This is a genomic window from Rathayibacter sp. AY1B4, from assembly GCF_002932815.1.
In the GTDB taxonomy this organism is placed as follows: Bacteria; Actinomycetota; Actinomycetes; order Actinomycetales; family Microbacteriaceae; genus Rathayibacter.
The window spans coordinates 1-25,431 of the sequence record NZ_PSWN01000030.1 but is presented as its reverse complement, the minus strand read 5'-3'; the positions used below and the strand labels follow the sequence as shown (position 1 = coordinate 25,431).

The following is a 25,431-nucleotide window of genomic DNA, read 5'->3' as shown; positions in this document are numbered from 1 at the left end:
CGGAGCAGGAGCGGGAGGGGAGGGGACCGGGCTGGGGAGCGCGGAGCGCCGGGGAGCCCGTCGGGCCCGCACGGCGCGGGCGACGGCGGCGTCCGGACGGCGCGACGAACGGCCGGTCGGGACGGCGCTAGACAACCATCGACCACCGACACCGGTTCCGCAATCCGCCGAGGGGATGACTCCCCCGGCCCGCGGCCGCCGGGACGCGCGGAGGACGCGCAGGAGACGTGTCGGCGGCGGCTCCTACACTTCCAGGATGCGCATCGCCACCTGGAACGTGAACTCCATCCGGGCCCGCACCGGCCGCGTCGTCGACTGGCTCGTGCGCGAGGACGTGGACGTCCTCGCCATGCAGGAGCTCAAGTGCAAGCCCGAGCAGTTCCCGCACGAGGCCTTCGCCGACGCCGGCTACCACTTCGAGATGGTCGGGCTCAGCCAGTGGAACGGCGTCGGCATCGCCTCGCGCCTGCCGATGGAGGACGTGCAGATCGGCTTCCCGGGCATGCCCGGCTTCGCGAAGGAGGCGGCGGCCGACGGCTCCTACCCGCTCGAGGCCCGCGCGATCGGCGCCACGGTCGACGGCGTGCGCGTCTGGAGCCTCTACGTCCCGAACGGCCGCGCGGTCGACGACCCGCACTACCTCTACAAGCTCGAGTGGCTCGCGGCCCTCGAGGCGAGCACCCGCGAGTGGCTGGCCGCCGAGCCCGACCTGCCGCTCGCCCTGGTCGGCGACTGGAACGTCGCGCCGCTCGACAGCGACGTGGGCGACCCGAGCCTCGGCCCCGGATCCACGCACGTCTCGATCCCCGAGCGCGCCGCCTTCGCCGCCTTCGAGGACGCGGGCCTGCGCGACGTCGTCCGCCCGCTCGTGCCCGAGGGCTACACCTACTGGGACTACAAGCAGCTCCGCTTCCCGCGCAACGAGGGGCTGAGGATCGACTTCGTGCTCGGCTCCCCCGCGTTCGGCGACCTCGTCACCGGCGCCTCGATCCACCGCGACGAGCGCAAGGGCGACGCCCCGAGCGACCACGTCCCGGTGGTGGTCGACCTCGACCTCGAGACGACCCTCGACGACGACCGCCCGATGATCTTCTGAGCATGGCCTCGTCGAAGAAGAAGCGCGCGCGGGCCGAGGCCGCCTCGGCCGGCGCCTCCCGCCCCGCCGCCCGACCCGCGACGGCACGCCCTGCGACCGCCCGTCCTGCGACCGCCCGTCCCGGAGCCGCGCACGACGAGTTCCGGTCCGACGCCTACCGCTCAGTGGGCGAGATCATCGCCGCCGGGAAGCCGCGCCGGCGCCGCTGGGACCTCGTGCTCTCGATCCTCGGCTGCCTCGCCCTCGGCCTGCTCACGATCGCACTCGGCTACCTCGCCGCGATCCTCTCGGTCTTCCCCGCGCAGTGCGAGGGCCAGAACTTCGCCTGCGACTTCGACCGGATCGACTGGGGCGTCTCGATCGCGCTGATCGGGCCGCCCGCGCTGACGCTGATCGCCGTGGCCGTGACGGTCGTGCGCTACCTCGTGGGCCGACGCGCGTTCCTCGTGCCGGTCATCGGGTTCGTGCTCTGCATCGCCACCGCGTTCCTCGCCTCCTCGCTCGTGACGAGCTCGATCCCCGGCTCGGCGCTGGTCTAGCACCGACCCGGGGGCGCGTCAGCGGTCGGCGCTGGTCCAGCACCGACCCGGGGGCGCGTCAGCGGTCGGAGCGGTCGGCGCTGGTCCAGCACGGACCCGGAGGTGCGTCAACGGTCGGCGTGCTCGGCGCTGGTCCAGCACGACCCGGGGCGCCGACCGCCGGCGAGGTCAGCCGCAGGCGGGCTCGTCGTTCAGCGTGACCGCGGTGGGGTTGATCATCGGGGTCACCCGCACGGTCTGGCCGCCGAAGCCGGAGGCGTCGCCGGCGCTGAACTGCACGTCGAACGTCTCGGACTGGCCGGGCGAGAGCTGCACGGCGACCTTCGAGACGGGACGGCCGAGGTCGTCGAGGCTCTCGGGTCCGTAGCCGGTGCCGTCGGTCCACGCCGCGCTCGACACCGTGGTCCCGGGAGGGCCGTAGACGTAGATGTTGGTGACGAAGTCGCCCAGGGGGTACGCACCCCGCCCGCCGGCCGCGGCGACGTAGCCGGGCAGCGTCCGAGCGACCGCCTTCGAGATCGTGTTGGTCACGGTGACGGAGGTGGTGAAGACCGCGCCGGAGGCGGCGCACCGGCCAGAGCTCGACTGCGTGACCGCCGTGCTCAGGTAGTAGTCCATCTTCGAGCCGCCCGAGGCGTCCTGGAAGAACACTCCGGTGGTCGTGCCGTCGGTCGTCGTCTGCGGCAGGACCCCCGCGATCGGCGTGGGCGCGAGGAGCGCCTGCTCGTCGGCGTCGGAGCTGTAGGCGAGGATGCGGCTCTCGTCGACCGCCTTCACGATCGCCGGGAGCATCTTCGTGGGCTCCATCTCCCCGCCGAGGATCTTGCCCAGGACCGTCGCGCTCGCCTCCGAGAAGAACTCGTCGGTGCGCTCGGCCACGACCGACTCCGGGTAGCGGAAGTAGACCTCGTTGAGCAGGGTCGAGACGGTGTTCTCGCTCGTGAGGACCGTGCCGTCGGTGAGGGTCACCGGCCCGGTCGAGCCGAGGAGGTAGGAGAGGGCGACGGGGTCGATCGCGAGGACGCCGTCGATCCTCTGCTCGGGGAACTTCTGCGCCCAGAACTGCGAGGCGATCGAGGCGGCCGTCGGGAAGTCGGGGCGGCTGGTCGAGACGTTGAAGGTCGTCGCCATGTTCTCGCCGATGGTGTCGAGCGCGCTCTGGTCGACGGTGACGGGAGCCAGACCGCGGAAGTCGCCGCTGCCCAGCTGACGGCCGATCGAGATCGCGCCGCCGTCGACGTCGAGCTGCATCACCGACGACGCGCCGCCGCCCAGAGCCTGCGACTCCGCCAGGTTCTGGAACATCACCAGGTAGTGGCGCGGGCCGGAGGCTCCGAGGGAGTCGGGGAGGATCGCGGTGAGCGGCTCGACCTGCTCCATCGCCGCGGTCGCGGTGGCCAGCTGCGGAGTGAAGGAGTCGAGGGCCGAGGCGACCTGCGGCACCAGCGGACCGCGGTCGATGCCCTCGACGCGGGTCTGCGCCGCGTCGACGACCTCCTTGGCGACGGTGATCTTCTGCGACAGCTCGGTGATCGCCGCGAGGTCTACCCTGCCGTCGACGGGCTTGAGGATGTCGAGCGAGGTCGTGGAGAGCGGCGTGACGATCCGGCCGGAGACGTCGTCGGCGATCTCGGTCGCGGCGCGGACCGCGGACAGGTTCGGCCCGAGGACGGGCACCACCTCCATCACCCGCCACACCGGGTCCTCGGTCTCGTCGCGCGCCTCGCCGGTGAGGGTCGCGATCCGGCCCGCGGTCTCCTCCGCACCGGAGGTGTCGAACGTCGTCAGCCTGTCCGTCACCTGCGACACCAGCGGGATCGCCTCGGTCAGCTTGTCGCGGACGGTCATCGCCTTGTCGTAGGTGCGCACGCCGAGGAGCACCGCGACGACGGCGCCGATCAGCAGGACCAGGAGGACGATCAGCGTGATCCAGAGGCCGCGACGGCGGCGCGGCCTGCCGCGGGCGGAGCGGTCGGCGGACGTGGTGGTGCTCATTCGAGAGAGCCTAAGCGACGGTCGGCGGAGTGCGACCGGGCCCGCGCCACCGGCCCCGTCCCAGGACGAGGGACACGCGACGCGGATGCGCGGGCCGTCCGGCGCCTCCGCCGGGACCGAGCGGGAGGCGGGGATGCTGCTCCGCTCAGCCCAGCAGGAGGGACACCCCGATGAGCACGGGCACCGCGGCGACCGTGGTCACGAGGGCCGTGTCGCGGGCGACGGCGATGCCCCGGTCGTAGCGCGAGGCGAAGGTGAAGATGTTCTGCGCGGTCGGCAGCGCGGCGGTCACCGTCACCACGAAGAGGTGCTCGGAGTCGAGGTGGAACGCGAAGCGCCCCAGCAGCAGCGCGACCGCCGGCATCACCAGCGACTTGAGCACGGAGGCGACGACCACCTCGACCCGCGCCGGCCCCGCCTCCAGCGGCCGCTGCCCGCGCAGCGACATCCCGAAGGCGATCAGCACCAGCGGGATCGACGCGTTGCCGATGATCGAGAACGGCTGCAGCACGGGCGCGGGAAGCTCCACGCCGGTGAGGGCGACGACGAGGCCGAGGGCGGAGGCGATGATCATCGGGTTCCGCAGCGGCTGCGTGAGGATCGCGCCGACCGAGGTCCGCCCGCTCGTCGAGACGTCGAGCAGCGTCAGGATCGTCGGCGCGAGGACGATCAGCTGCAGGAGGAGCGTCGGGGCCACCCACTGCGGATCGCCCAGCACGTAGATGGCGACCGGCAGTCCGATGTTGTTGGCGTTGACGTAGGAGGAGGCCGCGGTCCCGATCACCGTCTCCGGCAGCGGGCGGGGGAAGAGCAGCCGCGAGGCCAGCACGTAGAGCAGGGCGACGGTCAGCACCGTCAGGAGCGAGACGAGCAGGAACGAGGAGAAGAGGACGGAGACGTCGGCCCGCGACAGCACGGTGAACAGCAGCGCCGGCGTCGTGACGAAGAAGGCGATCCGCGACAGGATCAGCCGGCTCTCGGGCGGGACGATCCGGAACCGCGCGATCAGGTAGCCGACCGCGATGACGACCCCGATGATCGAGAAGCCGGTGAGCACGCCCTCCACGCCGCCGCCTCCCCGCCGCGGCCCGTCCGCTGTCGCGCCTCCACCCTAGGCAGTGGCCGGGGCGTTGCAGCGCCGGCGCGACGCGCCTACGGTGTGCGGCATGCCGCATCTCGAGGTCCCCGGCGCGAGCCTCCACTGGGAGGCGGACGGCCACGCCTCCGCGCCCGCCCTGCTGCTCGTGCACGCGGGCATCGCCGACCTGCGGATGTGGGACCCGCTCGTCCCCGACCTCTCCCGCGACCGGCTGGTGGTCCGCTACGACGTCCGCGGCGCGGGCGGAACGAGCACGGAGGACGTGGAGTACGACCCGCGCCGGGACGCCCTGGACGTGCTCGACCACCTCGGCGTCGAGCGCGCGGTGGTCGTCGGCTGCTCGCGGGGCGGAACGCTCGCGCTCGACCTGGCGCTCGAGTATCCGGAGCGGGTGACCGGCCTGGTCGTGATCGCCCCGGGCCTGGCGGGCTTCGACTACCCCGCGCTGACGGCGGAGGAGGAGCGGCGCTTCGGGGAGGTCGAGGCGCTGGAGCTCGCGGGCGAGCGGGAGGCCGCGGCGATCGTCGAGGCGGAGCTCTGGGCCGTGGGTCCCGACCGCTCCGCGGACGACGTCGCTCCGGAGTTCCTCGCGCGGGTCCGGGAGCTCGCGCTCACGGGCGTCGGCCACGAGGCGGAGGCCCCCCGCCCGATCGAGCCCTCCGGGCCGGCGGGCGAGCGGCTCGGGGAGATCGCCGTGCCGACCCTCGTCGTGGCGGGCGCGCACGACCTCTCGGAGTCGCTGCCGGTCTGCGAGCACCTCGCCGCCGAGGTGGGCGGTGCCGAGCTGCACGTGCTCGAGGACGCGGCGCACCTGCCCGGCCTCGAGCACCCCGAGGAGTTCCTCGCGGTGCTGCGGCCGTGGCTGGAGCGCCACGGGATCTGATCAGGCCACGGCGGCCAGGTCGAACGCCCAGTCCACGTAGAGCTCCGGCGGCTCGCCCTGCTCGACGAGGTCGATCCGGTCGAAGCCGGCCTCGACGCAGGTCGCGCCGGCGTCCAGGTCGCTCTCCGCCACGAAGGCGTGGACGAAGCGGGGCACAGGGAACGCCGCCGCCTCCTCGAGCAGCATCCGCACGGAGTCCGCGGTGATGCCGCGGGCGTGCGGAGCGATGCTCCACGCCGCCTCGTAGGCGACGACGCCGCGCGAGCAGCCGTACCAATAGCCGATGGAGCCGACGGCGAGTCCGTCCAGCTCGACCACGTAGAAGAACGCGTCGCCGTCCGCCCAACCGCGCAGGTAGCGGTCGTGGCGCACGAGGATCTCGCTCTCGCTCTCGAGTCCGCCGCCCGCGTGCGCGAGGGTGTCGCGCAGGACGGAGGCGTCCGCCTGCGGCCAGGGGAGCAGGCGGAGGTTCTCGGGGTGGTGGTCGATGCTGGCTGTTCTCTGGTCGCTTCCGGGTTCGGGTCCCGTCACGCGCTCCGATCCTCTCTCTCAGGATGGCTCGCCGATCGAGCGCGCCGCCAGGGTGTTCGGCGCGCCTGTCCGATCGGATGTCTCCGCACTCGGGATGCGGACACGGTGTCGCCCCATCTTCGACCCGATGAGGGGAGGGAAACGGAAGCGGTGAGGAATCTAGCCCCGGACGGGGGGTGGCACCTGCACAACACCTGGGCAACCGCTGACCGCGGGGCCGGAGAGGGGCGGCGGAGACGTGCGCCCGCCCCTGCGAGATCGCCGCTTCGCTCCGCCGAGACGCAAGAAAAGCGCGCGCACGAGCCCATACGCTCGGAGTCGGAGCGCGTTCCGCTCCTGCAGCCCCGTATCACCAGCGTGAGGAGGATCACCATGTCGCAAGCCGTGCAGAGCACCGTCGTCGGAGAACCCGAGGTCGTCGAGGACCGCGTGGAGGACTCCGCCGCCTGGCTCGACCTGAAGGCCGCCGCCGCCGCGCTGCAGCCGCTCCAGTCCCAGGACGGCTCGCTCGCCGAGCCCGAGCGGCTCGAGGAGGCGCGCATGCTCGTCGAGCGGATCGTCGCCGGCGTCCGCACCCTCGCCCCCGCGTTCCCGCACGACGCCGCGTACCTCGACGCGCTGGTCGTCGACCTCGAGCGCTGGAGCGCCGGCGGCCTCGGCCTGCCCGACTTCCTCGACTCGCTCACCGCGTTCCAGCCGCAGCTCGAGCGCGTCGACGGCCGCCGCCACCTCGTCGTCTTCCCCATGTACACCCAGAACGGCAGCCGCGACCGCCACGTCGAGGCCGTCCTCGTCGAGGTCGTCTGGCCGCGGTTCGTCGCCGAGCTGGAGGCGGGGGACTACTCCAACGCCCTCTTCGTGCCCGTGCGCTTCGTCGACTTCACCGCCGGCTACGACACCGACAGCGCCGTGCTGTTCCCCGAGACGGTCGCGATGCGCTCCGTCCCGTCCTTCACCTGGGGTGCGATCTTCGCCGACCGCGAGGCGGCCCGGTTCCGCCGCGTCGTCACGGAGGCGGCCCGGATCACCCGTCTCGAGCTCCCGGAGGAGGCGCAGCGCCTGCTGGCCGACCAGCGCCTGGCGGAGGAGTCCTTCGTGATGTGGGACCTCATCCACGACCGCACCCACATGCGCGGCGACCTGCCGTTCGACCCGTTCATGATCAAGCAGCGGATGCCCTTCTTCCTCTACTCGCTGGAGGAGCTGCGGTGCGATCTCACCGCCTTCCGCGAGGCCGTCGCCATCGAGCGCCGCCTCGGCGCGCTGGACCGCCGCGACGACGAGGAGGAGGCGCTGGCCGAGCGCTCGCGCTTCGTGCAGTACGCGATCCTGTTCGACCGGCTCTTCCGCTTCCCGCTCACCGGGTCGCGGGTGCGCAACTACGACGGCCTCGGCGGCCAGCTGCTCTTCGCCTGGCTGCACCAGCACGGCGTCCTGCACTGGACCGACACCCGGCTGGCGTTCGAGTGGGACGGCGTCGCCGACGTGGTCGTCGCCCTCTCGGACGCGATCGACGAGCTCTACTGGCGCTCGATCGACCGGCCGAAGACGGCGCACTGGCTTTCCGCGCACGAGCTGATCGCGGCCACTCTCACTCCGCACCCCGCCTCCGCCTGGGCCCGCGGGCTCCCGGACGAGGTGCTGCTCGGCGCCCCGCGCGGCCTCACCGACGCGGTGCTGGACGACGAGTTCCCGCTGTCGATGTTCTACGAGGCCCTCGGGAAGAAGATGGGCGACGTCATCGCCTCGACCCGGGGCATCACCGGCCGGGACTGACGTCGTGCCCGGGAGGCCCCGGGGTGCGCTCCTCCGCCTCCCGGGGCCCCGTCCGACCGGCGTCGGTTAGCGTGGGGCGCATGCCCTCAGGTGACGGAGCCGCGGACCCGCTCGACGCGGGCTGGATCCGGCGAGCGCCGAGCCGGGCCGGATACGTGCGCGACGCGGTCACCGCGGGGATCCTGCTGGTGGCGACGATCGTCTCCGTCGCGCTGTACTCCTCGGCGGGATTCCCGGACGCGGCGCACCCCGTCGTCAGCGCCCACTGGGCCGTCCTGATGACCCTTCCCCTCGCGCTGCGCCGCCGGTTCCCCGCGAGCGTGGCGGCCGGGCTCTCCGTCGTCTACGCGCTCGGGATCGTGCTCCAGGTGCCGGAGTCGCTCTTCGGCCAGATCTGCCTGTTCCTCGCGCTCTACACGGTCGGCGCGTGGGGCCGGAACCGGCGTACGGCGCTCGTCGTCCGAGTGGCGATCGCGGTCGGGATGCTGGGCTGGCTGCTCACCACCCTCGCCACGGGCGAGTACTTCGGCAGCTCCGTGCCGGTCGACGACTCCCCCGGCCTGCTCTCGCCCTACGCGGCGGAGTCGGCCCTCGCGGTCGTGTCGAACCTGCTCTACTTCGGCAGCGCCTACGTCTTCGGCGAGGCGTCGTGGCAGTCGGCCCGCCGGCTGGAGGCGCTCGAGACGCGCACGGCCGAGCTCGACGACGAGCGGGAGCGCTCCTCGCGGCAGGCCGTGTCCTCCGAGCGGCTGCGGATCGCGCGCGAGCTGCACGACGTGGTCGCGCACCACGTCAGCGTGATGGGCGTGCAGGCGGGAGCGGCGCGGCGGGTGCTGGCGCGGGATCCGGAGCGGGCGGCGGCCTCGCTCAGCGCCATCGAGGGCGACGCGCGCTCGGCGATCGAGGAGCTGCACCGCATCCTGGTCGCGCTGCGCGCCGAGGACGCGGTCCCGAATCCGCTCACCGACGCCGCGTCCACCCGCGGCGTGGCCCAGCTCGAGGAGCTGGTCGCGGCGTCCAGCGGGTCGGGCCTGCCCACCGTCTTCCTCACCCTCGGCACGCCCCGCGAGATCCCCGCGACGGTGGGGCTCAGCCTCTACCGCATCGCGCAGGAGTCGCTCACGAACGTCCGCAAGCACGCGGGGCGCGGCGCGCACGCCGAGGTGCGCCTCCGCTACGCCCCCGACGCGGTCGAGCTCGAGATCGCCGACGACGGCGGGTCCGGCCCGCACCCGAGCGCTCCCGCCTCCTGCGGGCTGGGGCACACCGGCATGAGCGAGCGCGCGGCCGCGGTCGGCGGCTGGATCGAGATGGGGCCGAGGGGCGCGGGCTACCTCGTGCACGCCCGGGTGCCGCTGTCCCCCGTCCGGGCGAGCGTGCCGGACGCCGGCGACCCGGTACCGTCGTCGGAGACGTCGCGGGGGCGTCAGGAGCGAGCGAGCGGGGGCCGCCCATGACCGAGCACGTGCGCGTGCTGCTCGTCGACGACCAGGAGCTCGTCCGCGTGGGCTTCCGCATCATCCTCGAGTCGGAGCCGGGGATCGAGGTGGTCGGCGAGGCCCGCACCGGGCTCGAGGCCCTGCAGCGCGCCTCCGAGCTGCGCCCCGACGTGATCTGCATGGACGTGCAGATGCCCGGGCTCGACGGCCTGGCCGCGACCCGCGAGATCGTGGCCGACCCGCGCCTGTGCTCGCGGGTGCTCATCCTCACCACCTTCGACCGCGACGACTACCTCTTCGAGGCGCTCTCGGCCGGCGCCAGCGGGTTCCTGCTCAAGAACGCGTCGCCGGAGGAGCTGGTCGAGGCCGTGCAGGTGGTCGCCCGCGGCGACGCGATGCTCGCCCCCGACGTCACCCGGCGCGTGATCGAGCGGTTCGCGTCCGTGCCCGAGCGCACGCCGGCCGCCGCCGACCACTCCGGAGTGGCCGATCTGACGGACCGCGAGCGCGAGGTGCTCGTGCACCTGGCGCGGGGCTGGTCGAACGCCGAGATCGCGGCCGAGCTGTTCGTGGGCGAGGCGACCGTGAAGACGCACGTCTCGAAGATCCTGATGAAGCTCGGCGTGCGCGACCGGATCCAGGCGGTCGTGTTCGCCTACGAGCACGGGATCGCGGTGCCGGGGCGCCCCTGAGCGGTGGGCCGGGGCGGTCAGCGCCGGGGCTGGCTCGAAGCCGGGCGCGGCGGGGTGCGGCGGACGAACTCCATCCGGATCTCCGGCACGATCTTCCGGTCGAGCACGACCGTCATGTAGCGGCCGTCGACGCGGGCGCCGATCGCGACCACGTCCGGATCGGTGTCCACGCGGTAGCCGCGCAGCGCCTCCCCGTCCACGATCACCGGGACGCCGCGCACGACGTCCTCGTCGCGGAGGGCGGCGGCGACCACCGGCATCCCGCCGCGGCGGCTGCGCACGCGGCCCGGGAAGGTGTTGCGGAGCACGTCGCCCATGTGAGCCGCGAGGCGGGACTCCAGGGGCCGGCTGCGCTCGGCGGGGATCGGCACGGAGGTGCGGACCGCCTCCCAGAGCACCGGGTACCGCATCCGCGTCACCTGGTCGACCATCCACGGCGGCAGGTGGTCGTTCTCGGCGCGCTCGATCGCGCGCTTCTGCTCGGGGGACAGCGGGACGTGGTTGACGGGGTCGGCGCGGTTGCGCGGGTTCTTGTAGACCGAGTACGAGAGCGAGATCTCGACGAAGCGGCCGAGCGCCATCGTCTGCGCCGCGGCGAACTCCTCCAGCCTCGGCTGGGGCGCGAACGCGAGGACGGGATCGCCGAAGCGAGCCGCGATCTCGTCCACCCCGGGAGGGGCGGGCATGTCGCGGACAGCTCCCGTCGTGTCCATGCGCATACGTCAAGAGTGGCCTGCCTCCCAGCCGATACCAACTTCTTGACGGAGATCGGCTTTCGGGTCGTCGTCCTTTCACCTGCCCGAAACATGCGGGAGGCAGGAGGGGCGCCTCCGGGGCTCCTCCGGGGCTCCTCCGGGCGGCGGGCTGCGAAGATGGAGGGATGAGCGCTCTGCACGATCCCGACGTCCGCGGCTTCGCCTCCGACAACTACTCCGGAGTGCACGACGAGGTCCTCGCCGCGATCGCCGCGGCCAACGGAGCGCACCAGATCGCCTACGGCGAGGACGTCTACACCGAGCGCCTGCAGGAGGCGTTCCGCCGCGAGTTCGGCGAGCAGGCCCAGGCCTTCCCCGTCTTCAACGGCACGGGCGCCAACGTCACCGGCCTGCAGTCGATGCTGCCGCGGTGGGGCGCCGTCGTCTCGGCGGGCACCGCGCACATCACCTCCGACGAGGGCGGAGCGCCGGAGAAGGTCGGCGGGATCAAGATCCTCACGGTCCCCACGCCCGACGGCAAGCTGACCCCGGCGCTGGTCGACCAGGAGGCGTGGGGCTTCGGCGACGAGCACCGCGCCCAGCCGCTCGTGGTCTCGATCACCCAGTCCTCCGAGCTCGGCACCGTCTACACCCCGGAGGAGGTGCGCGCGCTCGCCGACCACGCGCACGGCCTCGGCATGCGGCTGCACATGGACGGGGCGCGCATCGCGAACGCCGCGGCCGCCCTCGGCCTGCCCCTGCGCTCCTTCACGACCGACGCAGGCGTCGACGTGCTCTCGTTCGGCGGCACCAAGAACGGCATCCTGCTCGGCGAGGCGATCGTCGTGCTCGACCCGGCGGCCTCGACCGGGCTGACCTTCCTCCGCAAGACCAACATGCAGCTGTCCTCCAAGATGCGCTTCATCTCGGCGCAGCTGCTCGCCCTGCTCGGCGACGGCGGCGAGGAGGAGCCCCTGTGGCTCCGCTCGGCCCGGCACGCGAACGCCATGGCGGCGCGCCTGCGCTCGGGGCTCGAGGAGGCGATCGCCGCCGGACGGATCACCGGGCTCGAGTTCACGCAGCAGACCCAGGCCAACGCGGTGTTCGCGACGCTGCCGCCCGGAGTCGCGGACCGGCTCCGCACCGCCTACCGCTTCTACGACTGGAACCCGGCGACCGGCGAGGTCCGCTGGGTCTGCTCCTTCGACACGACGGAGGACGACATCGACGCGTTCACGGCCGCGATCGAGCGCGAGCTGGCCGCGTGAGGGCCCGCCTCCCGCGCCTGGCGACGGTCGGCGCCGCGCTCGCCGTTCTCGTCGCGCTGACGGGCTGCACGTCGGCCGAGCGCTCGGACGTCGCGGCCACCCCGTCGGCGTCCGAGACCGCCGCTCCGACTCCCTCCGCGACTCCGACGCCCTCGCCCACGCCCACGGCCTCGACCCGCCTGGGCTGCGACTCCCTCCTCCCCGCCACGCGGGCGGCCTCGGCGCTGGGGGTCTCCCGCAGCGCTCTCGAGGGCAGCCGCGAGGTGACGACGCGCTCCTCGGGCGAGCTGATCCGCGAGGCCGCGGAGGAGAACGGCGGAGTGCTCCGCTGCGCCTGGTACGACGAGGACGCCTCGATCACCGCGGCCGCGGTCGACGACGCCGCCGAGGCCTTCGCCGGCCGTCCGGGCCCGCGCCTCGAGACCGCCGTCGAGGCCTACGGCTCCTGCACCGACGGCAGCTGCGACCTGGACCTGCTCGCCGGCGCCACCTGGGTGACGCTGCAGCTGCGCGGCGCCCCCGCGGCCGTCGACCTCGCCGCGCTGGCGACCGGCACCGCCTCCGCCGCGCTCGGCACCCTCGACGAGCCGGTCACCGCGACGGCGCCCGTCTGCACCGAGGTCCTGACGGCCGAGCAGCTGTCCGGTGCCGCCGGTCTCGCGCAGGCGACCGCGGGGACGGGGACCGGGACGCCGACCACCGCGTCGGCCGCTGCCGCCGCCCGGGCCGGGTACGCCTCCTGCAGCTGGAGCGACGCCTCCAGCGCCGCCTACTCGGGAGTGACGGTCGACGCGCTCCCGAACGGCGACGACGGCTGGCGGAACCTCTCGCTGACCTCGGGCCTGGCGATCCCGCTCGAGCCGCTCGACGGCTTCGGCGAGAAGGCCCTCACCGGCTGCGCGGCGGGCGTCTGCGAGATCGACGCGCTCGCCGACGACGTGTGGTGGCGCGTGACCGTCACCGGCGACGCGGCGAAGGCCGAGGCCGTCGCCCGCGCCGTGCTCGCGAACGCCTGACCCGGGCGCCCCGCTCCTCCTCCGCGAGCGGGTCAGCGCCAGTACTCGTACCAGGACGACTCGCGGCAGCCGAGGGACGCGTAGAGGCGGCGGGCGCCGGCGTTCTCGGCGAGCACCTGGAGCCAGAAGCGCGCGACGCCCCGGCCGGACGCGTCCTCGAGGAGGGCGCGGATCACGGCGGAGGCGAGCCCGCGGCGCCGGGCGTCCGGCCGGGTCGCCAGGGCGAAGAGGCCGCCCCAGAGCTCGCCGTCCGGCGCCGTGACGACCGCGAGGCGGCCGGTCGCGGCCGGGCCGTCGCCGTCGACGGCGAGAGCGTAGGAGGAGGGGCAGCCCGCGAGGATGCGCTCGGCGACCGCACGCTCCTCCGCGCCACCGCGACCGTCCACCGACCACCAGAGGGCGAGCCAGTCCTCGTCGGGAGCCGGGGCGAGCCGGACACGAGGCCGCGGCGCGGACCCCGACGGCGCGGACCCCGACGTCGTGGGCAGGACGGCGAGCGCCTCCTGCACCGATCCCGTCAGCACGAGCGTCCGGTCGATCGGCGCGGCGCCGCGGGCGGCGAGCAGCCCGGTCAGACCGGCGGGGCTCGGCGGTCCGATCTGCACGAGGGGCGCGATCCCGTGCTCGCGGGCGAACGCCTCCGCCGTGTCGAGCGCCGCCTCCTGGTCGACGACGTCGCCGGACGCGAGCACCGAGTTCGCGCGCTTGGTGACCCCTGCGGAGGCGCGCAGCTCCCATGGGCCGAGGGGGCGCCGCACGAGCGCGGGCCAGGCGTCGGCGGCGAGGCGGTCGAGCAGGCGCGGATCCATCGGGCCACGGTAGCGGGAGCGGCGCTGGAGCCCGGCGGGCACCCCCGGAGACGGCTTCGGCCCGCAGGATCCGCCGCGGACGAGCCGAGCGGGATCCTGCGGGCCGGAGGCCGTGGAGGGACGAGCCCTACATGTTGATCATGTGCCCCTTGAGGCCGTGGAAGCCCTCCTGCAGCGCCTCCGACAGCGTCGGGTGGGTGTGCACGTTGCGGGCCAGCTCGGTCGCGGTGAGGTCCCACTTCTGGGCGAGCGTGAGCTCGGGGAGCAGCTCCGAGACGTCCGGGCCGATCATGTGGGCGCCGAGGAGCTCGCCGTACTTCTTGCTCGCGATGAGCTTCACGAAGCCGGTGGGCTCGCCGAGGCCGTGGGCCTTGCCGTTCGCCATGAAGGGGAAGGTCGAGACGGTGATCTCGTGTCCCTCGTCCGTCGCCTGCTTCTCGGTGAGGCCGAAGGAGGCGATCTGCGGCTGGCAGAACGTCGCGCGCGGCATCATCCGGTAGTCGCCCAGGGTCTGGGTCTCGGCACCGGCGAGGGTCTCGGCGGCGACGACGCCCTGCGCCTCCGCGACGTGCGCGAGCTGCAGCTTCGCGGTGACGTCGCCGATGGCGTAGATGTGCGGCACGTTGGTGCGCATGTGGTCGTCGATCGCGATCGCGCCGCGCTCGGTGAGCTCGACGCCCGTCTTCTCGAGGCCGAAGCCCTCGGTGCGGGGGACCCAGCCGATCGACATGAGCACCTTGTCGACCTCGAGGGTCGACTGCGTGCCGTCCTTCGCGGTGTAGGTGACCGTGACGTAGCCGTCCTTGTCGACGACCGACTCGACCTTGGTCGAGGTCAGGATCTCGACGCCGAGCTTCTTGTACTGCTTCTGGATCTCCTTGGAGACGTCCGGGTCCTCGTTGGGGAGGGCGCGGTCCATGAACTCGATGATCGTCACGTCGACGCCGTAGTTCTTGAGGACGTAGGCGAACTCCATGCCGATCGCGCCCGCGCCCACGATGGCCATCGTGTCGGGGAGCTCGCGGGTCATGATCTGGGTCTCGTAGGTGACGACGTTCTCGGAGAGCTCGACGCCGGGGAGGAGGCGGACGCTCGCGCCGGTCGCGATGATCGCGTCGTCGAAGGTCAGCGACTCCGTGCCGCCCTTGCTCAGCTGCACGTCGAGGCCCTGCGGGCCGGTGAAGGAGCCGACGCCGTCGAACTCGGCGATCTTGTTCTTCTTCATCAGGAAGTGGACGCCCTTGGTGCGGCCGTCCGCGACCGAGCGGCTGCGGTCGAACGCCGCGCCGAAGTCGAACGAGACGTCGCCCGAGATGCCGAACTGCTTCGCCTGGGTGTGGAAGAGGTGGGCGAGCTCCGCGTTGCGCAGCAGCGCCTTGGACGGGATGCAGCCGACGTTGAGGCAGACACCGCCCCAGTACTGCTTCTCGACGACGGCGACGGACTTGCCGAGCTGGGCGGCGCGGATCGCGGCCACGTATCCGCCGGGGCCTGCCCCCAGGACGACGACGTCGAAGTGCTGGGCCATGGATGATCCTCCAGAGTCGTGGATGGTGGTGCGCGGGATGACCACGCCGTCTCCCACCGTACCGTTCCGGGGCTCGGAGGCGGCCCGCTCCTCCGTGGGCGAACGCGCGTGCGGGCGCCTGCCGTGCGCGCGCGGGAATGCCCGCGGTGCGGGGACGGTTGGGCTCCACGGGCGACGGAGCCCCTCCCCCAGTCCCCCGCACGGAAGAAGCCCCGCGATGTCCGCCACCGCCTCCCGCACCGCCAGCACCAGCGCCCCGATCCTCGACGTCCTCGCGGAGCGCTGGAGCCCCCGCTCCTACGACGCGTCCGCGACCGTCTCCGACGAGACCCTCGCGTCCCTCCTCGAGGCCGCGCGCTGGTCCCCGTCCGCCAGCAACTCGCAGCCGTGGCGCTTCATCGTCGCCCGCCGCGGAACCGACGAGTTCGACCGCATCGTCGCGACGCTCGCCGGCTTCAACGGCGCCTGGGCCGGCTCCGCCGCCGTCCTGGTCGTCGCGCTCGCCGAGACCGTCGACTCCGAGGGGAAGCCGCGCCCCTGGGCCGTCTACGACCTCGGCCAGTCGATCGCCCACCTCAGCGTGCAGGCGCACCACGAGGGCCTGCACGTGCACCAGATGGCCGGCTTCGACAAGGACGCCGTCCGCGCCGCGTTCGACGTCGACGAGCGCTTCGACCCGGTGACGATCGCCGCGGTGGGAGTCGCGGCCGACGCCGACGCGCTGGCGAACGAGACCCTCCGCGAGCGCGAGACCGCGCCGCGCACCCGCCTGCCCCTCGAGGAGCTCGTGCTCGTCCAGGCGTAGCCCTCCGGCGGAAGGCCTCCCCCGTCCGCGGACCGGGGAGGCCTTCCGCGTCCCACCCCCTGTGTTACTCCCCGTGTCGGTCCCCGCTGTGCCGCCGGGAGCCTCTCCGTACGATCGGACGATCCGCCCGCCCGTCCCGCTGCCCGGAGAGACATGCCCGCCACCCCCGCCGCCCGCACGAGCCTGGCCTTCGACGCCGAGCTCGGCCAGTCGGCGTTCCCCGTGCGCTTCGAGGGGGTCGGCCGCACCTTCGCGCCCGGGTCCCCCGTGCTGACGGACGTGACGCTCGAGGCCGCCGCGGGCGAGGTCATCGCGATCCTCGGCCCGAGCGGCTGCGGCAAGTCGACGCTGCTGCGCATCGCGGCGGGCCTGGACACCGCCTCCGAGGGGTCCGTCCTCATCGACGGCGCCCCCGTCTCCGGCATCGACCCGCGCTGCGCGGTGGCGTTCCAGGAGCCGCGGCTGCTGCCCTGGCGGAGCATCGCCGACAACGTCGCGCTCGGACTGCCGCGCGGCACCCCGCGCCCGGCCGCCCGCGCCGCCGTCGACGAGCTGCTCTCGCTGGTCGGCCTCACCGCACACGCCCGCTCGCGGCCCCGCGAGGTGTCCGGGGGGATGGCCCAGCGCGCCTCCCTCGCCCGCGCCCTCGCCCGGAACCCCGGCGTGCTCCTCCTGGACGAGCCCTTCGGGGCGCTCGACGCGCTGACCCGCCTGCGGATGCAGGACCTGCTGCTCGACGTGCACGCGGCGGCTCCGGCGACGATCCTGCTCGTCACCCACGACGTCGACGAGGCCCTCCAGCTGGCCGACCGCATCGTGCTCCTCGGGCGCGACGAGCCCGGAGGCGTCTCGCGCATCCAGCGGATCGTCACCGTCCCCGGCGCGCGGCCCCGCGACCGCGGCTCGGCGGAGCTCGCCGAGCACCGGGCCGAGCTCCTCGCGGGGCTGGGCATCGAGCGGCACTGACCCCGGGCGGATCGACCCGCGTCCCTCCACCCGGGCGGCACGGTCCGGGCGGCACGACCTCCCTCCCCAACCGCCTCCTCCTCCCGCTCTCCACCGCACGAGCACCTCCCCGCACTGCCCCTCCCCTGCAGCGTCCACACTCGCTGTCACCGCATCCCCGAAGCCGAGGCCCCCATGTCGTTCACCAGCTCCCCGCTCACCCGCCGCACCGCTCTCGCCGGTCTGCTCACCGCCGCCGCCGTCCCGCTCCTCGCGGGCTGCGTGCAGGGCGAGGGCGGAGGAGGAGCGGCGGCCGCGACCGCCGACGCCGCCTCCGGAGGAACTCAGGGCGGCACGCTCACGCTCGACTTCGCGACGTACAACCCGCTGAGCCTGGTCATCAAGGAGAAGGGCTGGCTCGAGGCCGCCCTCGCCGAGCAGCAGGTCACCGTCGCCTGGGTGCAGTCGGCCGGCTCCAACAAGGCCAACGAGGCCCTGCGCGCCGGAGCGATCGACGTCGGCTCCACCGCCGGCTCGGCCGCACTGCTCGCCCGCTCGAACGGCTCGCCGATCAGGACGATCGACATCTTCTCGCAGCCGGAGTGGTCGGCCCTCGTCGTCCCCGCCGGCTCGGCGATCACGTCGGTCGAGCAGCTCAAGGGCAAGCAGATCGCGGCCACCAAGGGCACCGACCCGTACTTCTTCCTGGTGCAGGCGCTCGAGGCCGCCGGCCTGGGCATCGGCGACGTGACGGTGCAGAACCTGCAGCACGCCGACGGCTGGGCGGCGCTGCAGAACGGCTCCGTCGACGCCTGGGCGGGCCTGGACCCGATCATGGCCGGCGCCGAGGCGGCCGGGGCGACCCTGCTCTACCGCAACGTCGACTTCAACTCCTACGGTCTGCTCAACGCGACCGAGAGCTTCCTCGCCGAGAAGCCGGACCTCGCGCAGACCGTCGTGAACGCGTACGAGCACGCCCGCGCCTGGGCGCTCGAGAACCAGGACGAGACGGCGAGCATCCTCGCCTCCGTCGCCGGCCTCGACGTGGCGGTGGCGACGACGGTCATCACCGAGCGCAGCAACCTCGACGTCGACAACGTCCCCGGCTCCGCGCAGACCGACGTGCTCGCCGTGATCGGCCCGATCTTCGTCGAGAACGGCGACGTCGCCTCGCAGCAGCAGGTCGACGACGCGCTCGACTCGCTGCTCGACGACACCTACGCCTCGGCGGCCGACCCGAGCGCCATCGGCGCCTGAGGGTCCGGCCCTCCGCCCCCGACCCCGTGATCCGAGGAGACCGACGATGACGATCCGCGACGACGACACCGCGACCGACGCCGATGTGCTGCGGCGGAGCGCGCTGTCCGCGCCGATGCCGGGTGAGCCCGGACTCGTGACGGCGGGCCCGTCGGTCGCGGCCTCCCAGCGCCGCCTCCGCGAGGACCGCTCCCACCCGCTCACCACGCGACGGTGGTTCGTGGTCGCGGGAGGCGCGATCCTGCCCGTGCTGCTGCTCGCCGCCTGGCAGATCGCGACGACGACCGGGATGGTCTCGATGGCGGTCTTCCCCTCGCCCGCGATGGTCTGGGCGGCCGGCGTCGACCTCGCCCAGCGCGGCGACCTCGGCCAGGACGTCGCCATCTCGACGCAGCGCGTGCTCATCGGGTTCGCGCTCGGCTCGGCGCTCGGGCTCGTGGTCGGCGCGCTCTTCGGGCTCTCCCGCGTCTGGGAGGTCGTCCTCGGGCCGACCCTCGGCGCGATCCGGGCGGTCCCGTCGCTGGCCTGGGTCCCGCTGCTGCTGCTCTGGATGGGCATCGGCGAGGAGTCGAAGATCACGCTGATCACGATCGGCGCGTTCTTCCCCGTCTTCACCACGGTGGCCACGGCGCTCGGCCACGTCGACCGGCACCTCGTCGAGGCGGGCCGCGCCTTCGGCCTCTCGGGCGTCCGGCTCTTCACGACGGTGCAGCTGCCCGCGGTGATCCCCTCCGTGATCTCCGGGCTGCGCCTCGCGCTCGCCCAGTCGTGGCTGTTCCTGGTCGCCTCCGAGCTCATCGCCTCCTCGATGGGCCTCGGCTTCCGCCTCATCGACAGCCAGAACAACGGCCGGATCGACCGGGTGTTCCTGGCGATCGTCCTGCTGGCCGTGCTGGGCAAGCTCACCGATGCCGTCGTCGGCGTGTTCCAGCGCTACGCCGTGAGGAAGTGGGCGTGAGCGCCGGGGAGGGAGCTCCGAGCGTGAGCGGGACGATCGCCAACCTGCTCGACGAGCACCGCCGGTTCCCCCCGCCCGCGGCCTTCGCCGCGCAGGCGAACGCGGGCGCGGAGGAGTACTCGCGAGCCGCCGCCGATCCGGTCGTATTCTGGGAGGAGGCGGCCCGCCGCCTCGAGTGGGCGGAGCCGTGGCACACCGCCCACAGCTGGGAGCCTGCCGCTCCGCTGCCCGACGGCTCGCTCTCGGTGCCGCGCACGACCTGGTTCGAGGGTGGACGGCTGAACGTGGCCGTCAACTGCGTCGACCGCCACGTGGACGCGGGACGCGGCGGGAAGACCGCCCTCCACTTCGAGGGCGAGCGCGGCGACCGGCGGTCGATCACCTACGCCGAGCTCCAGCGCGAGGTCTCCCGCGCCGCGAACGCGCTGACCGCGCTCGGGATCGGGAAGGGCGACCGCGTCGTCGTCTATCTCCCGGTGATCCCCGAGACCATCGTCATCACGCTCGCGATCGCGCGGATCGGCGCGATCCACTCGCTCGTCTTCGGCGGCTTCTCCGCCGAGGCGGTGCGGTTCCGCGTGGAGGACACCGGCGCGAAGCTCCTGGTCACCACGGACGGGCAGTTCCGGCGCGGAGCGGCGGTGCCGGTCAAGGCGAGCGCCGACCGGGCGGTCGAGGGCGTCGCGTCGATCGAGCACGTCCTCGTCGTCCGCCGCACCGGTGAGACCGACGTCCCGTGGACCCCGGGCCGCGACGTCTGGTGGCACGAGCTGGTCGATGCGCAGAGCGACGTCCACGAGGCCGAGGCCTTCGACTCCGAGACGCCGCTGTTCATCATCTACACCTCCGGCACGACCGGGAAGCCCAAGGGGCTGGTGCACACCAGCGGCGGCTACCTCACGCAGGCCTCCTGGACGCACTGGGCCGTGTTCGACGCGAAGCCGGACGACGTGCACTGGTGCACCGCCGACCTCGCCTGGGTCACCGCGCACACCTACGAGATCTACGGACCGCTCTCGAACGGGCTCACCCAGGTGATCTACGAGGGCACCCCGAGCACCCCGCACACCGCCCGGCACTTCGAGATCATCGAGCGGTACGGGGTGACCGTCTACTACACGGCGCCGACGCTGATCCGGACGCTGATGACCTGGTTCCCCGAGGGCGTGCCCGCCCGGTACGACCTGTCGAGCCTGCGCCTGCTCGGCACCGTCGGCGAGTCCATCAACCCCGAGGCCTGGGTCTGGTTCCACGAGGCGATCGGCGGCGGACGCTGCCCGATCGTCGACACCTGGTGGCAGTCCGAGACCGGCGCCGCGGTGATGTGCCCGCTGCCGGGCGTCTCGACCCTCAAGCCGGGCTCGTCTCTCGGAGCCCTGCCCGGGCTCGGCGTCCTCGTGGTGGACGAGCACGGCGAGCGGGTGCCGAACGGCTCCGGCGGCTACCTCGTGGTCGACCGGACCGGGCCGGCGCTCGCCCGCACCGTATGGGGCGACCCGGAGCGGTACCGCGACTCCTACTGGGCCCGCTACGCGTCCCAGGGGTGGTTCTTCTCCGGGGACGGCGCGAAGTACGACGCCGACGGCGACGTCTGGGTGCTCGGCCGCGTCGACGACGTCATCAACGTCTCCGGGCACCGCCTGTCCACGATCGAGATCGAGTCGGCACTCGTCGCCCATCCGGCCGTCGGCGAGGCCGGAGTCGTCGGAGTCGCCGACGCGACGACCGGCCAGGCCATCGCGGCGTTCGTCATCCCCTCCGACGAGGCCGTCGACCGCGCCGAGGAGGACCCGGCCTACTGGGCCGCGCTCGGCACGACGCTCTCGGCGCTCCTGCGCGACCACGTGGCGGTCGCGATCGGGCCGATCGCCAAGCCGCGCGACGTGGTGGTGGTGCCGGATCTGCCCAAGACCCGCTCCGGCAAGATCATGCGGCGGCTGCTCGGCGACATCCGGGACGGCCGCCCGCTCGGAGACGTGACGAGCCTCCAGGACGACACCGTCCCGGCACGCATCGCCCGCATCGTCGCCGAGCGCGGGTAGGCGCCGCGCCGAGCGGACGCGGCGGATGGCGCCTGTCTCGGGGAGGCGTCGGGAGCCTGCGCGTCCGCGGCGAGGAGGGGCCGCCGGGGAGCATCCGGAGTAGCGTGAAGCCGTGCGCGACGTCCAACAGCAGATCATCTCCGAGCTCCACGTCTCCCCCGCCGTCGATCCGGCCGTCGAGGTCGAACGGCGCAGCGGCTTCCTCGCCGACTACCTCCGCAGCACCGGCGCGAAGGGCCTCGTCCTCGGCATCAGCGGCGGTCAGGACTCGAGCCTCGCCGGGCGCCTCTGCCAGCTCGCGGTCGAGCAGGTCCGCGCGAGCGGCGGCGACGCCTCCTTCATCGCGGTCCGCCTGCCGTACAAGGTGCAGGCCGACGAGGAGGACGCCCAGCTCGCCCTCACGTTCATCCGCCCGGACCGCCAGGTCGTCTTCGACATCCACCAGGGCGTCGACGGCGTGGCCGCGGCGTTCGGCGACGCGGTCGACGAGCCGATCAGCGACTTCGTGAAGGGCAACGTGAAGGCGCGGATGCGGATGATCGCGCAGTACGCGATCGCCGGCCAGGCCGGGATGCTGGTCGTCGGGACCGACCACGCGGCCGAGGCGGTCACCGGATTCTTCACGAAGTACGGCGACGGCGGCGCCGACGTCCTCCCGCTCACCGGTCTCACCAAGCGGCAGGGCCGCTCGCTCCTCGAGCACCTGGACGCACCGGCCCGGCTCTACGAGAAGGCGCCGACCGCGGACCTGCTCGACGACAACCCCGGCCAGACCGACGAGACGAACCTCGGGCTCACCTACGCCGACCTCGACACGTACCTCGAGGGCGGCGAGGTCGACCAGGCCGTCGCCGAGGCCATCGAGGCGCGGTACGCCGCGACCGAGCACAAGCGCCAGGTGCCGCTGTCGATGTTCGACGACTGGTGGCGCTGAGCCGCCGCTGACCGCTTCCAGCGGCCGGCAGCTCAGGACCGCACGGGGCCCCGCTGAGGCGGGGCTCCCGTGCGTCCGGCGCGGAACCGATGCGAGGACCGGACCCGCCGCGGTATCAGGAGTCGGCGCGGGCGTTGTAGACGAGCACCTCGCCGGAGTCGACGGAGGCGCGGTAGGCGCGGAACACGTCGAGGGCCTCGTCGCGGAGCACGCCGTCGACGACCTCGATGCCGCGGGCCTCGAACTGCGCGGCCCAGTCCTCGCGCATCGGCCCCTCGTCGAAGGTGCTGATCTCCTCGAGCTCGGGGCCGGAGCCCGCGACGACCAGGCGGCGCACCCCCGACCACATCGTCGCTCCGTAGCACTGCACGCACGGGCGCCAGTTGACGACCAGGTCGTGCGCGGGGAGGCCCTCGCCGCCGAGGTCCCAGGTGCCGAGCGCGGTCTGCGCGAGACCGAGCGCCGTCACCTCGGCGTGGCCGGACGAGACCCCGCTGCCGAGGACGACGTTCACTCCGACCGAGACGAGACGACCGGAGTCGCGCTCGACGACGATCGCCGCGAACGGGCCGCCGTTCCCCTCGCGGAAGTTGCGGTCGGCGAGCGCGTGCACGAGGGCCATCCGGTCCTCGAGGCTCGGGAGGACCTCGGGGACGTCGCGGAGGGCGTCGCCGATCCAGGCGGGCAGGGCGATCTCGTAGCGGGTGGCGAGGCGGTCGATGTCCATGGGTCCTCCGGGAGACGGGGCGGGGCGGGGCGGCGGGTCGGCGGGTCGGCGGGGCGGAGACGGATGCGCGGCAGGCACGGCACGGGCGACGCGCGGATGACGACGGCCGTCGCCCCTCAGCCTCGCAGTCCCGAGCGCCGGAGACGGAATCGGCCCGGCGCGTCGACGCGGAGGTCAGGCGAGGAGGGCCTCGCCGAGCGCCGCGGCCTGCGCCGCCCAGAAGCGCTTCGCCACGCCGGTCCGGCGGAACAGGGCGTCGAAGCCGTGGAAGGCGCCCTCCACGATCTCGAGCCCGCACGGCACTCCGGCCGCGCGCAGGCGCTCGGCGTAGCGGACGTCCTCGTCGTGGAAGAGGTCGAGGCCGCCGACGCCGATCCAGGCCGGCGGCAGGCCCGTGAGGTCGTCGCGGCGGGCGGGGGCGGCGTAGGCCGTGACGCCGGGGCCGCCGGGCTCGCCTGCGAGGTAGGCGGTCCAGCCGAAGCGGTTGCTGCCCGGGGTCCAGACGCGGACGCCGCGCGGCGGAGGACCGGGCCGGGTGACGGTGCGGTCGTCGAGCATCGGGTAGACGAGCAGCTGGAACGCGGGCTGCGCTCCTCCGCGGTCGTGGGCGAGGAGGGTCGCACCCGCGGCGATGCCGCCGCCCGCGCTCGCGCCTCCGACGGCGATGCGCGCCGGGTCGACGCCGCGCTCCTGCGCGTGCTCGACGAGCCAGTCGAACGCGGCCAGCACGTCCTCGACGGCAGCCGGGGCCGGATGCGCGGGCGCGAGGCGGTAGTCGACGGAGACGACCGTGATGCCCAGGGTGCGGGCGAAGTCGATGCAGGGCGCCTCGTCCTGGAGGTGGCTGCCGAGCACCATGCCGCCGCCGTGCACCCAGAGGAGCGCGGGAGCGGTACCGCGGAGGATGCGCGGCCGGTAGCTGCGGGCCCGGACGGGAGCGGCTCCGGCGACGGGGATCTCGACGTCGTCGACCACGATGTCGGGCGGGGCCTCGCCTCCCTCGGCGGCGCGTCGCGTGGCGAGGCGCAGCAGTCGCGGGCCGAGGACGATCGGCGGGAGGAAGCGGCCGAGCGCGAGGTCGGGGTGGAAGAGGGGCGCCGTCGCGGCGGTGCGGGCTGACGCGGTCATGCGCGGGAGGCTACTCCTCGCGGCCGTGCCGGCGCCCCTCCGCGGGACTACGGACGCACGAGGGTCTTGATCGCGCGGCGCTCGTCCATGGCGGCGTACGCCTCGGCGATCTCCTCGAGGGGCAGCTCGAGGTCGAAGACCAGACCGGGCTCGATCGCGCCGCTGAGCACGTCCGGCAGCAGCTCGGCCATGTAGCCGCGGACCGGCGCGACTCCGCCGTTGACGCCCACGTTCGAGCCGAACATCTGACGGACGGGCAGCTCGGGGCCTCCGTTGGGGACGCCGACGTAGCCGACCATGCCGCCGGGGCGGGCGGAGTCGAGGGCCTGCTGCATCGACTCCTTGGTGCCGACGCACTCGAGCACGCAGTCGGCGCCGATCCCGCCGGTCAGCTCGCGGACGCGCGCGACGCCCTCGTCGCCGCGGGTCTCGACGATGTGGGTCGCCCCGAAGCGGCGGGCGAGGTTCTGCCGCGACTCGTGCCGCGACATCGCGATGATCGTGGTCGCGCCGAGGCGCTTGGCCGCCAGGACGGCGCAGAGGCCGACCGCGCCGTCGCCGACGACCGCGACGGTCGAGCCCGCGGTGACGCCGGCCGAGACCGCGGCGTGGTGGCCGGTCCCCATCACGTCGGCGAGGGTGAGCAGGCTGGGGATGAGCGCCGGATCCGGGTCCATGCCCACGCGGAAGAGCGTGCCGTCGGCGAGGGGCACGCGCACCTTCTCGCCCTGGGCGCCGTCCGCGAAGCCCTCCTCGCGGACCTCGGCGCCCCACCAGCCGCCGGTGAGGCACGAGGTGGAGACGCCGTTGGCGCAGTTCGCGCAGGTGCCGTCGCAGACGTAGAACGGAGCGATCACGAAGTCGCCGACCGCGACGTCGTGCACGTCGTCGCCGATCTCCTCGACGACGCCGACGAACTCGTGGCCGATGCGGTGCGCCTCCTTGGTGGGAGTGACGCCGCGGTAGGGCCAGAGGTCTGAGCCGCAGACGCAGGCCGCGGTGACGCGGACGATCGCGTCGCGCCCCGTCGAGAGCTGCGGGTCGGGGACCTCCTCGAGTCGGATGTCGCGCTCGCCGTGGATGAGTGTTGCTCGCATGGGTGCTCCTGGTCGGGAGGGGGATGGGGTCGGCGTCCACGGTACGCCCGCGACCGGCCGCGGGTGCCGGAGAGGCGGGGGCTTGCACGAACACGCGCCGACGCGGCACGGGTGGAGAGCCGGGGCACGGCCGGTCGCGGGCGTACCGTGGACGCCGACCCCATCCCCCTCC

23 protein-coding genes are annotated in these 25,431 nt (G+C 73.6%); 14 read left to right on the top strand and 9 right to left on the bottom strand.

The features are described 5' to 3' along the window. The first annotated feature begins 256 nt into the window (after positions 1–256). Positions 257–1,096, top strand: coding sequence for an exodeoxyribonuclease III (locus C5D66_RS15290; RefSeq protein WP_104256590.1), 840 nt, complete (start codon positions 257–259; stop codon positions 1,094–1,096). Positions 1,097–1,098: 2 nt separating this feature from the next. After that, the gene (locus tag C5D66_RS15285) at positions 1,099–1,635 is read left to right on the top strand and encodes a hypothetical protein (RefSeq protein ID WP_104256591.1); all 537 of its coding nucleotides are present in this window, start codon (positions 1,099–1,101) and stop codon (positions 1,633–1,635) included. A 168-nt stretch (positions 1,636–1,803) separates the two neighbouring features. Here C5D66_RS15285 and C5D66_RS15280 read toward each other — a convergent pair whose 3' ends face one another. Both C5D66_RS15280 and C5D66_RS15275 read right to left on the bottom strand, forming a co-directional pair. Continuing rightward, the gene (locus C5D66_RS15280) at positions 1,804–3,630 is read right to left on the bottom strand and encodes a DUF4012 domain-containing protein (protein ID WP_104256592.1); all 1,827 of its coding nucleotides are present in this window, start codon (positions 3,628–3,630) and stop codon (positions 1,804–1,806) included. A 145-nt stretch (positions 3,631–3,775) separates the two neighbouring features. Further along, positions 3,776–4,696, bottom strand: coding sequence for an AEC family transporter (locus C5D66_RS15275; RefSeq protein WP_104256593.1), 921 nt, complete (start codon positions 4,694–4,696; stop codon positions 3,776–3,778). A gap of 100 nt (positions 4,697–4,796) precedes the next feature. Between C5D66_RS15275 and C5D66_RS15270 the strand changes: the two genes are divergently transcribed. Beyond that, positions 4,797–5,612, top strand: coding sequence for an alpha/beta fold hydrolase (locus C5D66_RS15270; RefSeq protein ID WP_104256594.1), 816 nt, complete (start codon positions 4,797–4,799; stop codon positions 5,610–5,612). Here the strand turns inward: C5D66_RS15270 and C5D66_RS15265 are convergent, their stop codons facing one another. Continuing rightward, a complete protein-coding gene (locus tag C5D66_RS15265) occupies positions 5,613–6,143 on the bottom strand; it encodes a hypothetical protein (RefSeq protein WP_104256595.1) in 531 nt (176 codons plus the stop codon). A gap of 372 nt (positions 6,144–6,515) precedes the next feature. Between C5D66_RS15265 and C5D66_RS15260 the strand changes: the two genes are divergently transcribed. The 3 genes from C5D66_RS15260 (at position 6,516) to C5D66_RS15250 (ending at position 10,050) form a co-directional block, all read left to right on the top strand. Continuing rightward, the gene (locus tag C5D66_RS15260; RefSeq protein WP_104256596.1) at positions 6,516–7,919 is read left to right on the top strand and encodes a DUF6421 family protein; all 1,404 of its coding nucleotides are present in this window, start codon (positions 6,516–6,518) and stop codon (positions 7,917–7,919) included. 80 nt (positions 7,920–7,999) lie between these two features. Continuing rightward, entirely contained in the window at positions 8,000–9,376 is a 1,377-nt protein-coding gene (locus C5D66_RS15255; protein WP_104247975.1) for a sensor histidine kinase, read from the top strand. Beyond that, positions 9,373–10,050: a response regulator transcription factor gene (locus C5D66_RS15250; protein WP_104222814.1), complete on the top strand. Its 678-nt coding sequence runs from the start codon at positions 9,373–9,375 to the stop codon at positions 10,048–10,050. The genes C5D66_RS15255 and C5D66_RS15250 overlap by 4 nt, the downstream gene beginning before the upstream one ends. Before the next feature lie 17 nt (positions 10,051–10,067). On the opposite strand, the gene C5D66_RS15245 is transcribed toward C5D66_RS15250, so the two are convergent. Next, positions 10,068–10,763 (bottom strand): hypothetical protein, encoded by a 696-nt coding sequence (locus tag C5D66_RS15245; RefSeq protein WP_104256597.1) that lies wholly within the window; start codon positions 10,761–10,763, stop codon positions 10,068–10,070. Positions 10,764–10,930: 167 nt separating this feature from the next. On the opposite strand from C5D66_RS15245, the gene C5D66_RS15240 reads away from it, so the two are divergent. Continuing rightward, complete coding sequence (locus C5D66_RS15240) at positions 10,931–12,013, top strand: low specificity L-threonine aldolase (protein WP_104256598.1); 1,083 nt, start codon at positions 10,931–10,933, stop codon at positions 12,011–12,013. Beyond that, positions 12,010–13,029: a hypothetical protein gene (locus C5D66_RS17310; protein ID WP_181027246.1), complete on the top strand. Its 1,020-nt coding sequence runs from the start codon at positions 12,010–12,012 to the stop codon at positions 13,027–13,029. Before C5D66_RS15240 ends, C5D66_RS17310 begins: the two co-directional genes overlap by 4 nt. Before the next feature lie 32 nt (positions 13,030–13,061). Here C5D66_RS17310 and C5D66_RS15230 read toward each other — a convergent pair whose 3' ends face one another. Both C5D66_RS15230 and lpdA read right to left on the bottom strand, forming a co-directional pair. Then, on the bottom strand, positions 13,062–13,838 hold the full coding sequence (locus C5D66_RS15230) for a GNAT family N-acetyltransferase (RefSeq protein WP_104256599.1): 777 nt from the start codon (positions 13,836–13,838) through the stop codon (positions 13,062–13,064). A 127-nt stretch (positions 13,839–13,965) separates the two neighbouring features. Then, positions 13,966–15,366, bottom strand: a complete 1,401-nt coding sequence (lpdA, locus tag C5D66_RS15225; RefSeq protein WP_104222818.1) for a dihydrolipoyl dehydrogenase — start codon at positions 15,364–15,366, stop codon at positions 13,966–13,968. Between the two features lie 217 nt (positions 15,367–15,583). On the opposite strand from lpdA, the gene C5D66_RS15220 reads away from it, so the two are divergent. From C5D66_RS15220 to nadE, 6 genes are all read left to right on the top strand, one after another. After that, positions 15,584–16,171 (top strand): nitroreductase family protein, encoded by a 588-nt coding sequence (locus tag C5D66_RS15220; protein ID WP_104234374.1) that lies wholly within the window; start codon positions 15,584–15,586, stop codon positions 16,169–16,171. Positions 16,172–16,324: 153 nt separating this feature from the next. Then, positions 16,325–17,137 carry an ABC transporter ATP-binding protein gene (locus C5D66_RS15215; RefSeq protein WP_104222820.1) on the top strand — a complete coding sequence of 271 codons (813 nt, stop codon included), beginning with the start codon at positions 16,325–16,327 and terminating at the stop codon, positions 17,135–17,137. Positions 17,138–17,311: 174 nt separating this feature from the next. Further along, positions 17,312–18,373: an aliphatic sulfonate ABC transporter substrate-binding protein gene (locus tag C5D66_RS15210; protein ID WP_104250694.1), complete on the top strand. Its 1,062-nt coding sequence runs from the start codon at positions 17,312–17,314 to the stop codon at positions 18,371–18,373. Positions 18,374–18,419: 46 nt separating this feature from the next. Continuing rightward, a complete protein-coding gene (locus C5D66_RS15205; protein ID WP_258063933.1) occupies positions 18,420–19,331 on the top strand; it encodes an ABC transporter permease in 912 nt (303 codons plus the stop codon). A 23-nt stretch (positions 19,332–19,354) separates the two neighbouring features. Continuing rightward, the gene (gene acs, locus C5D66_RS15200) at positions 19,355–21,373 is read left to right on the top strand and encodes an acetate--CoA ligase (protein ID WP_104256690.1); all 2,019 of its coding nucleotides are present in this window, start codon (positions 19,355–19,357) and stop codon (positions 21,371–21,373) included. 112 nt (positions 21,374–21,485) lie between these two features. Beyond that, positions 21,486–22,307, top strand: coding sequence for an ammonia-dependent NAD(+) synthetase (gene nadE, locus C5D66_RS15195; protein ID WP_104225736.1), 822 nt, complete (start codon positions 21,486–21,488; stop codon positions 22,305–22,307). Positions 22,308–22,422: 115 nt separating this feature from the next. Here nadE and C5D66_RS15190 read toward each other — a convergent pair whose 3' ends face one another. The 3 genes from C5D66_RS15190 to C5D66_RS15180 form a co-directional block, all read right to left on the bottom strand. Continuing rightward, positions 22,423–23,034, bottom strand: coding sequence for a nucleoside deaminase (locus tag C5D66_RS15190; protein ID WP_181027247.1), 612 nt, complete (start codon positions 23,032–23,034; stop codon positions 22,423–22,425). A gap of 174 nt (positions 23,035–23,208) precedes the next feature. Next, complete coding sequence (locus C5D66_RS15185) at positions 23,209–24,162, bottom strand: alpha/beta hydrolase (RefSeq protein ID WP_104250696.1); 954 nt, start codon at positions 24,160–24,162, stop codon at positions 23,209–23,211. A gap of 47 nt (positions 24,163–24,209) precedes the next feature. Further along, complete coding sequence (locus tag C5D66_RS15180; RefSeq protein ID WP_104250697.1) at positions 24,210–25,259, bottom strand: zinc-dependent alcohol dehydrogenase family protein; 1,050 nt, start codon at positions 25,257–25,259, stop codon at positions 24,210–24,212. Between the last annotated feature and the right edge of the window lie 172 nt (positions 25,260–25,431).

Bases quoted from the DNA above. Each gene is read 5' to 3' on its own strand.
- C5D66_RS15290 (WP_104256590.1), top strand. From the start codon at position 257: ATGCGCATCGCCACCTGGAACGTGAACTCCATCCGGGCCCGCACCGGC.
- C5D66_RS15285 (WP_104256591.1), top strand. From the start codon at position 1,099: ATGGCCTCGTCGAAGAAGAAGCGCGCGCGGGCCGAGGCCGCCTCGGCC.
- C5D66_RS15280 (WP_104256592.1), bottom strand. From the start codon at position 3,630: ATGAGCACCACCACGTCCGCCGACCGCTCCGCCCGCGGCAGGCCGCGC.
- C5D66_RS15270 (WP_104256594.1), top strand. From the start codon at position 4,797: ATGCCGCATCTCGAGGTCCCCGGCGCGAGCCTCCACTGGGAGGCGGAC.
- C5D66_RS15260 (WP_104256596.1), top strand. From the start codon at position 6,516: ATGTCGCAAGCCGTGCAGAGCACCGTCGTCGGAGAACCCGAGGTCGTC.
- C5D66_RS15255 (WP_104247975.1), top strand. From the start codon at position 8,000: ATGCCCTCAGGTGACGGAGCCGCGGACCCGCTCGACGCGGGCTGGATC.
- C5D66_RS15250 (WP_104222814.1), top strand. From the start codon at position 9,373: ATGACCGAGCACGTGCGCGTGCTGCTCGTCGACGACCAGGAGCTCGTC.
- C5D66_RS15245 (WP_104256597.1), bottom strand. From the start codon at position 10,763: ATGGACACGACGGGAGCTGTCCGCGACATGCCCGCCCCTCCCGGGGTG.
- C5D66_RS15240 (WP_104256598.1), top strand. From the start codon at position 10,931: ATGAGCGCTCTGCACGATCCCGACGTCCGCGGCTTCGCCTCCGACAAC.
- C5D66_RS15230 (WP_104256599.1), bottom strand. From the start codon at position 13,838: ATGGATCCGCGCCTGCTCGACCGCCTCGCCGCCGACGCCTGGCCCGCG.
- lpdA (WP_104222818.1), bottom strand. From the start codon at position 15,366: ATGGCCCAGCACTTCGACGTCGTCGTCCTGGGGGCAGGCCCCGGCGGA.
- C5D66_RS15220 (WP_104234374.1), top strand. From the start codon at position 15,584: ATGTCCGCCACCGCCTCCCGCACCGCCAGCACCAGCGCCCCGATCCTC.
- C5D66_RS15215 (WP_104222820.1), top strand. From the start codon at position 16,325: ATGCCCGCCACCCCCGCCGCCCGCACGAGCCTGGCCTTCGACGCCGAG.
- C5D66_RS15210 (WP_104250694.1), top strand. From the start codon at position 17,312: ATGTCGTTCACCAGCTCCCCGCTCACCCGCCGCACCGCTCTCGCCGGT.
- C5D66_RS15205 (WP_258063933.1), top strand. From the start codon at position 18,420: ATGACGATCCGCGACGACGACACCGCGACCGACGCCGATGTGCTGCGG.
- C5D66_RS15190 (WP_181027247.1), bottom strand. From the start codon at position 23,034: ATGGACATCGACCGCCTCGCCACCCGCTACGAGATCGCCCTGCCCGCC.
- C5D66_RS15185 (WP_104250696.1), bottom strand. From the start codon at position 24,162: ATGACCGCGTCAGCCCGCACCGCCGCGACGGCGCCCCTCTTCCACCCC.
- C5D66_RS15180 (WP_104250697.1), bottom strand. From the start codon at position 25,259: ATGCGAGCAACACTCATCCACGGCGAGCGCGACATCCGACTCGAGGAG.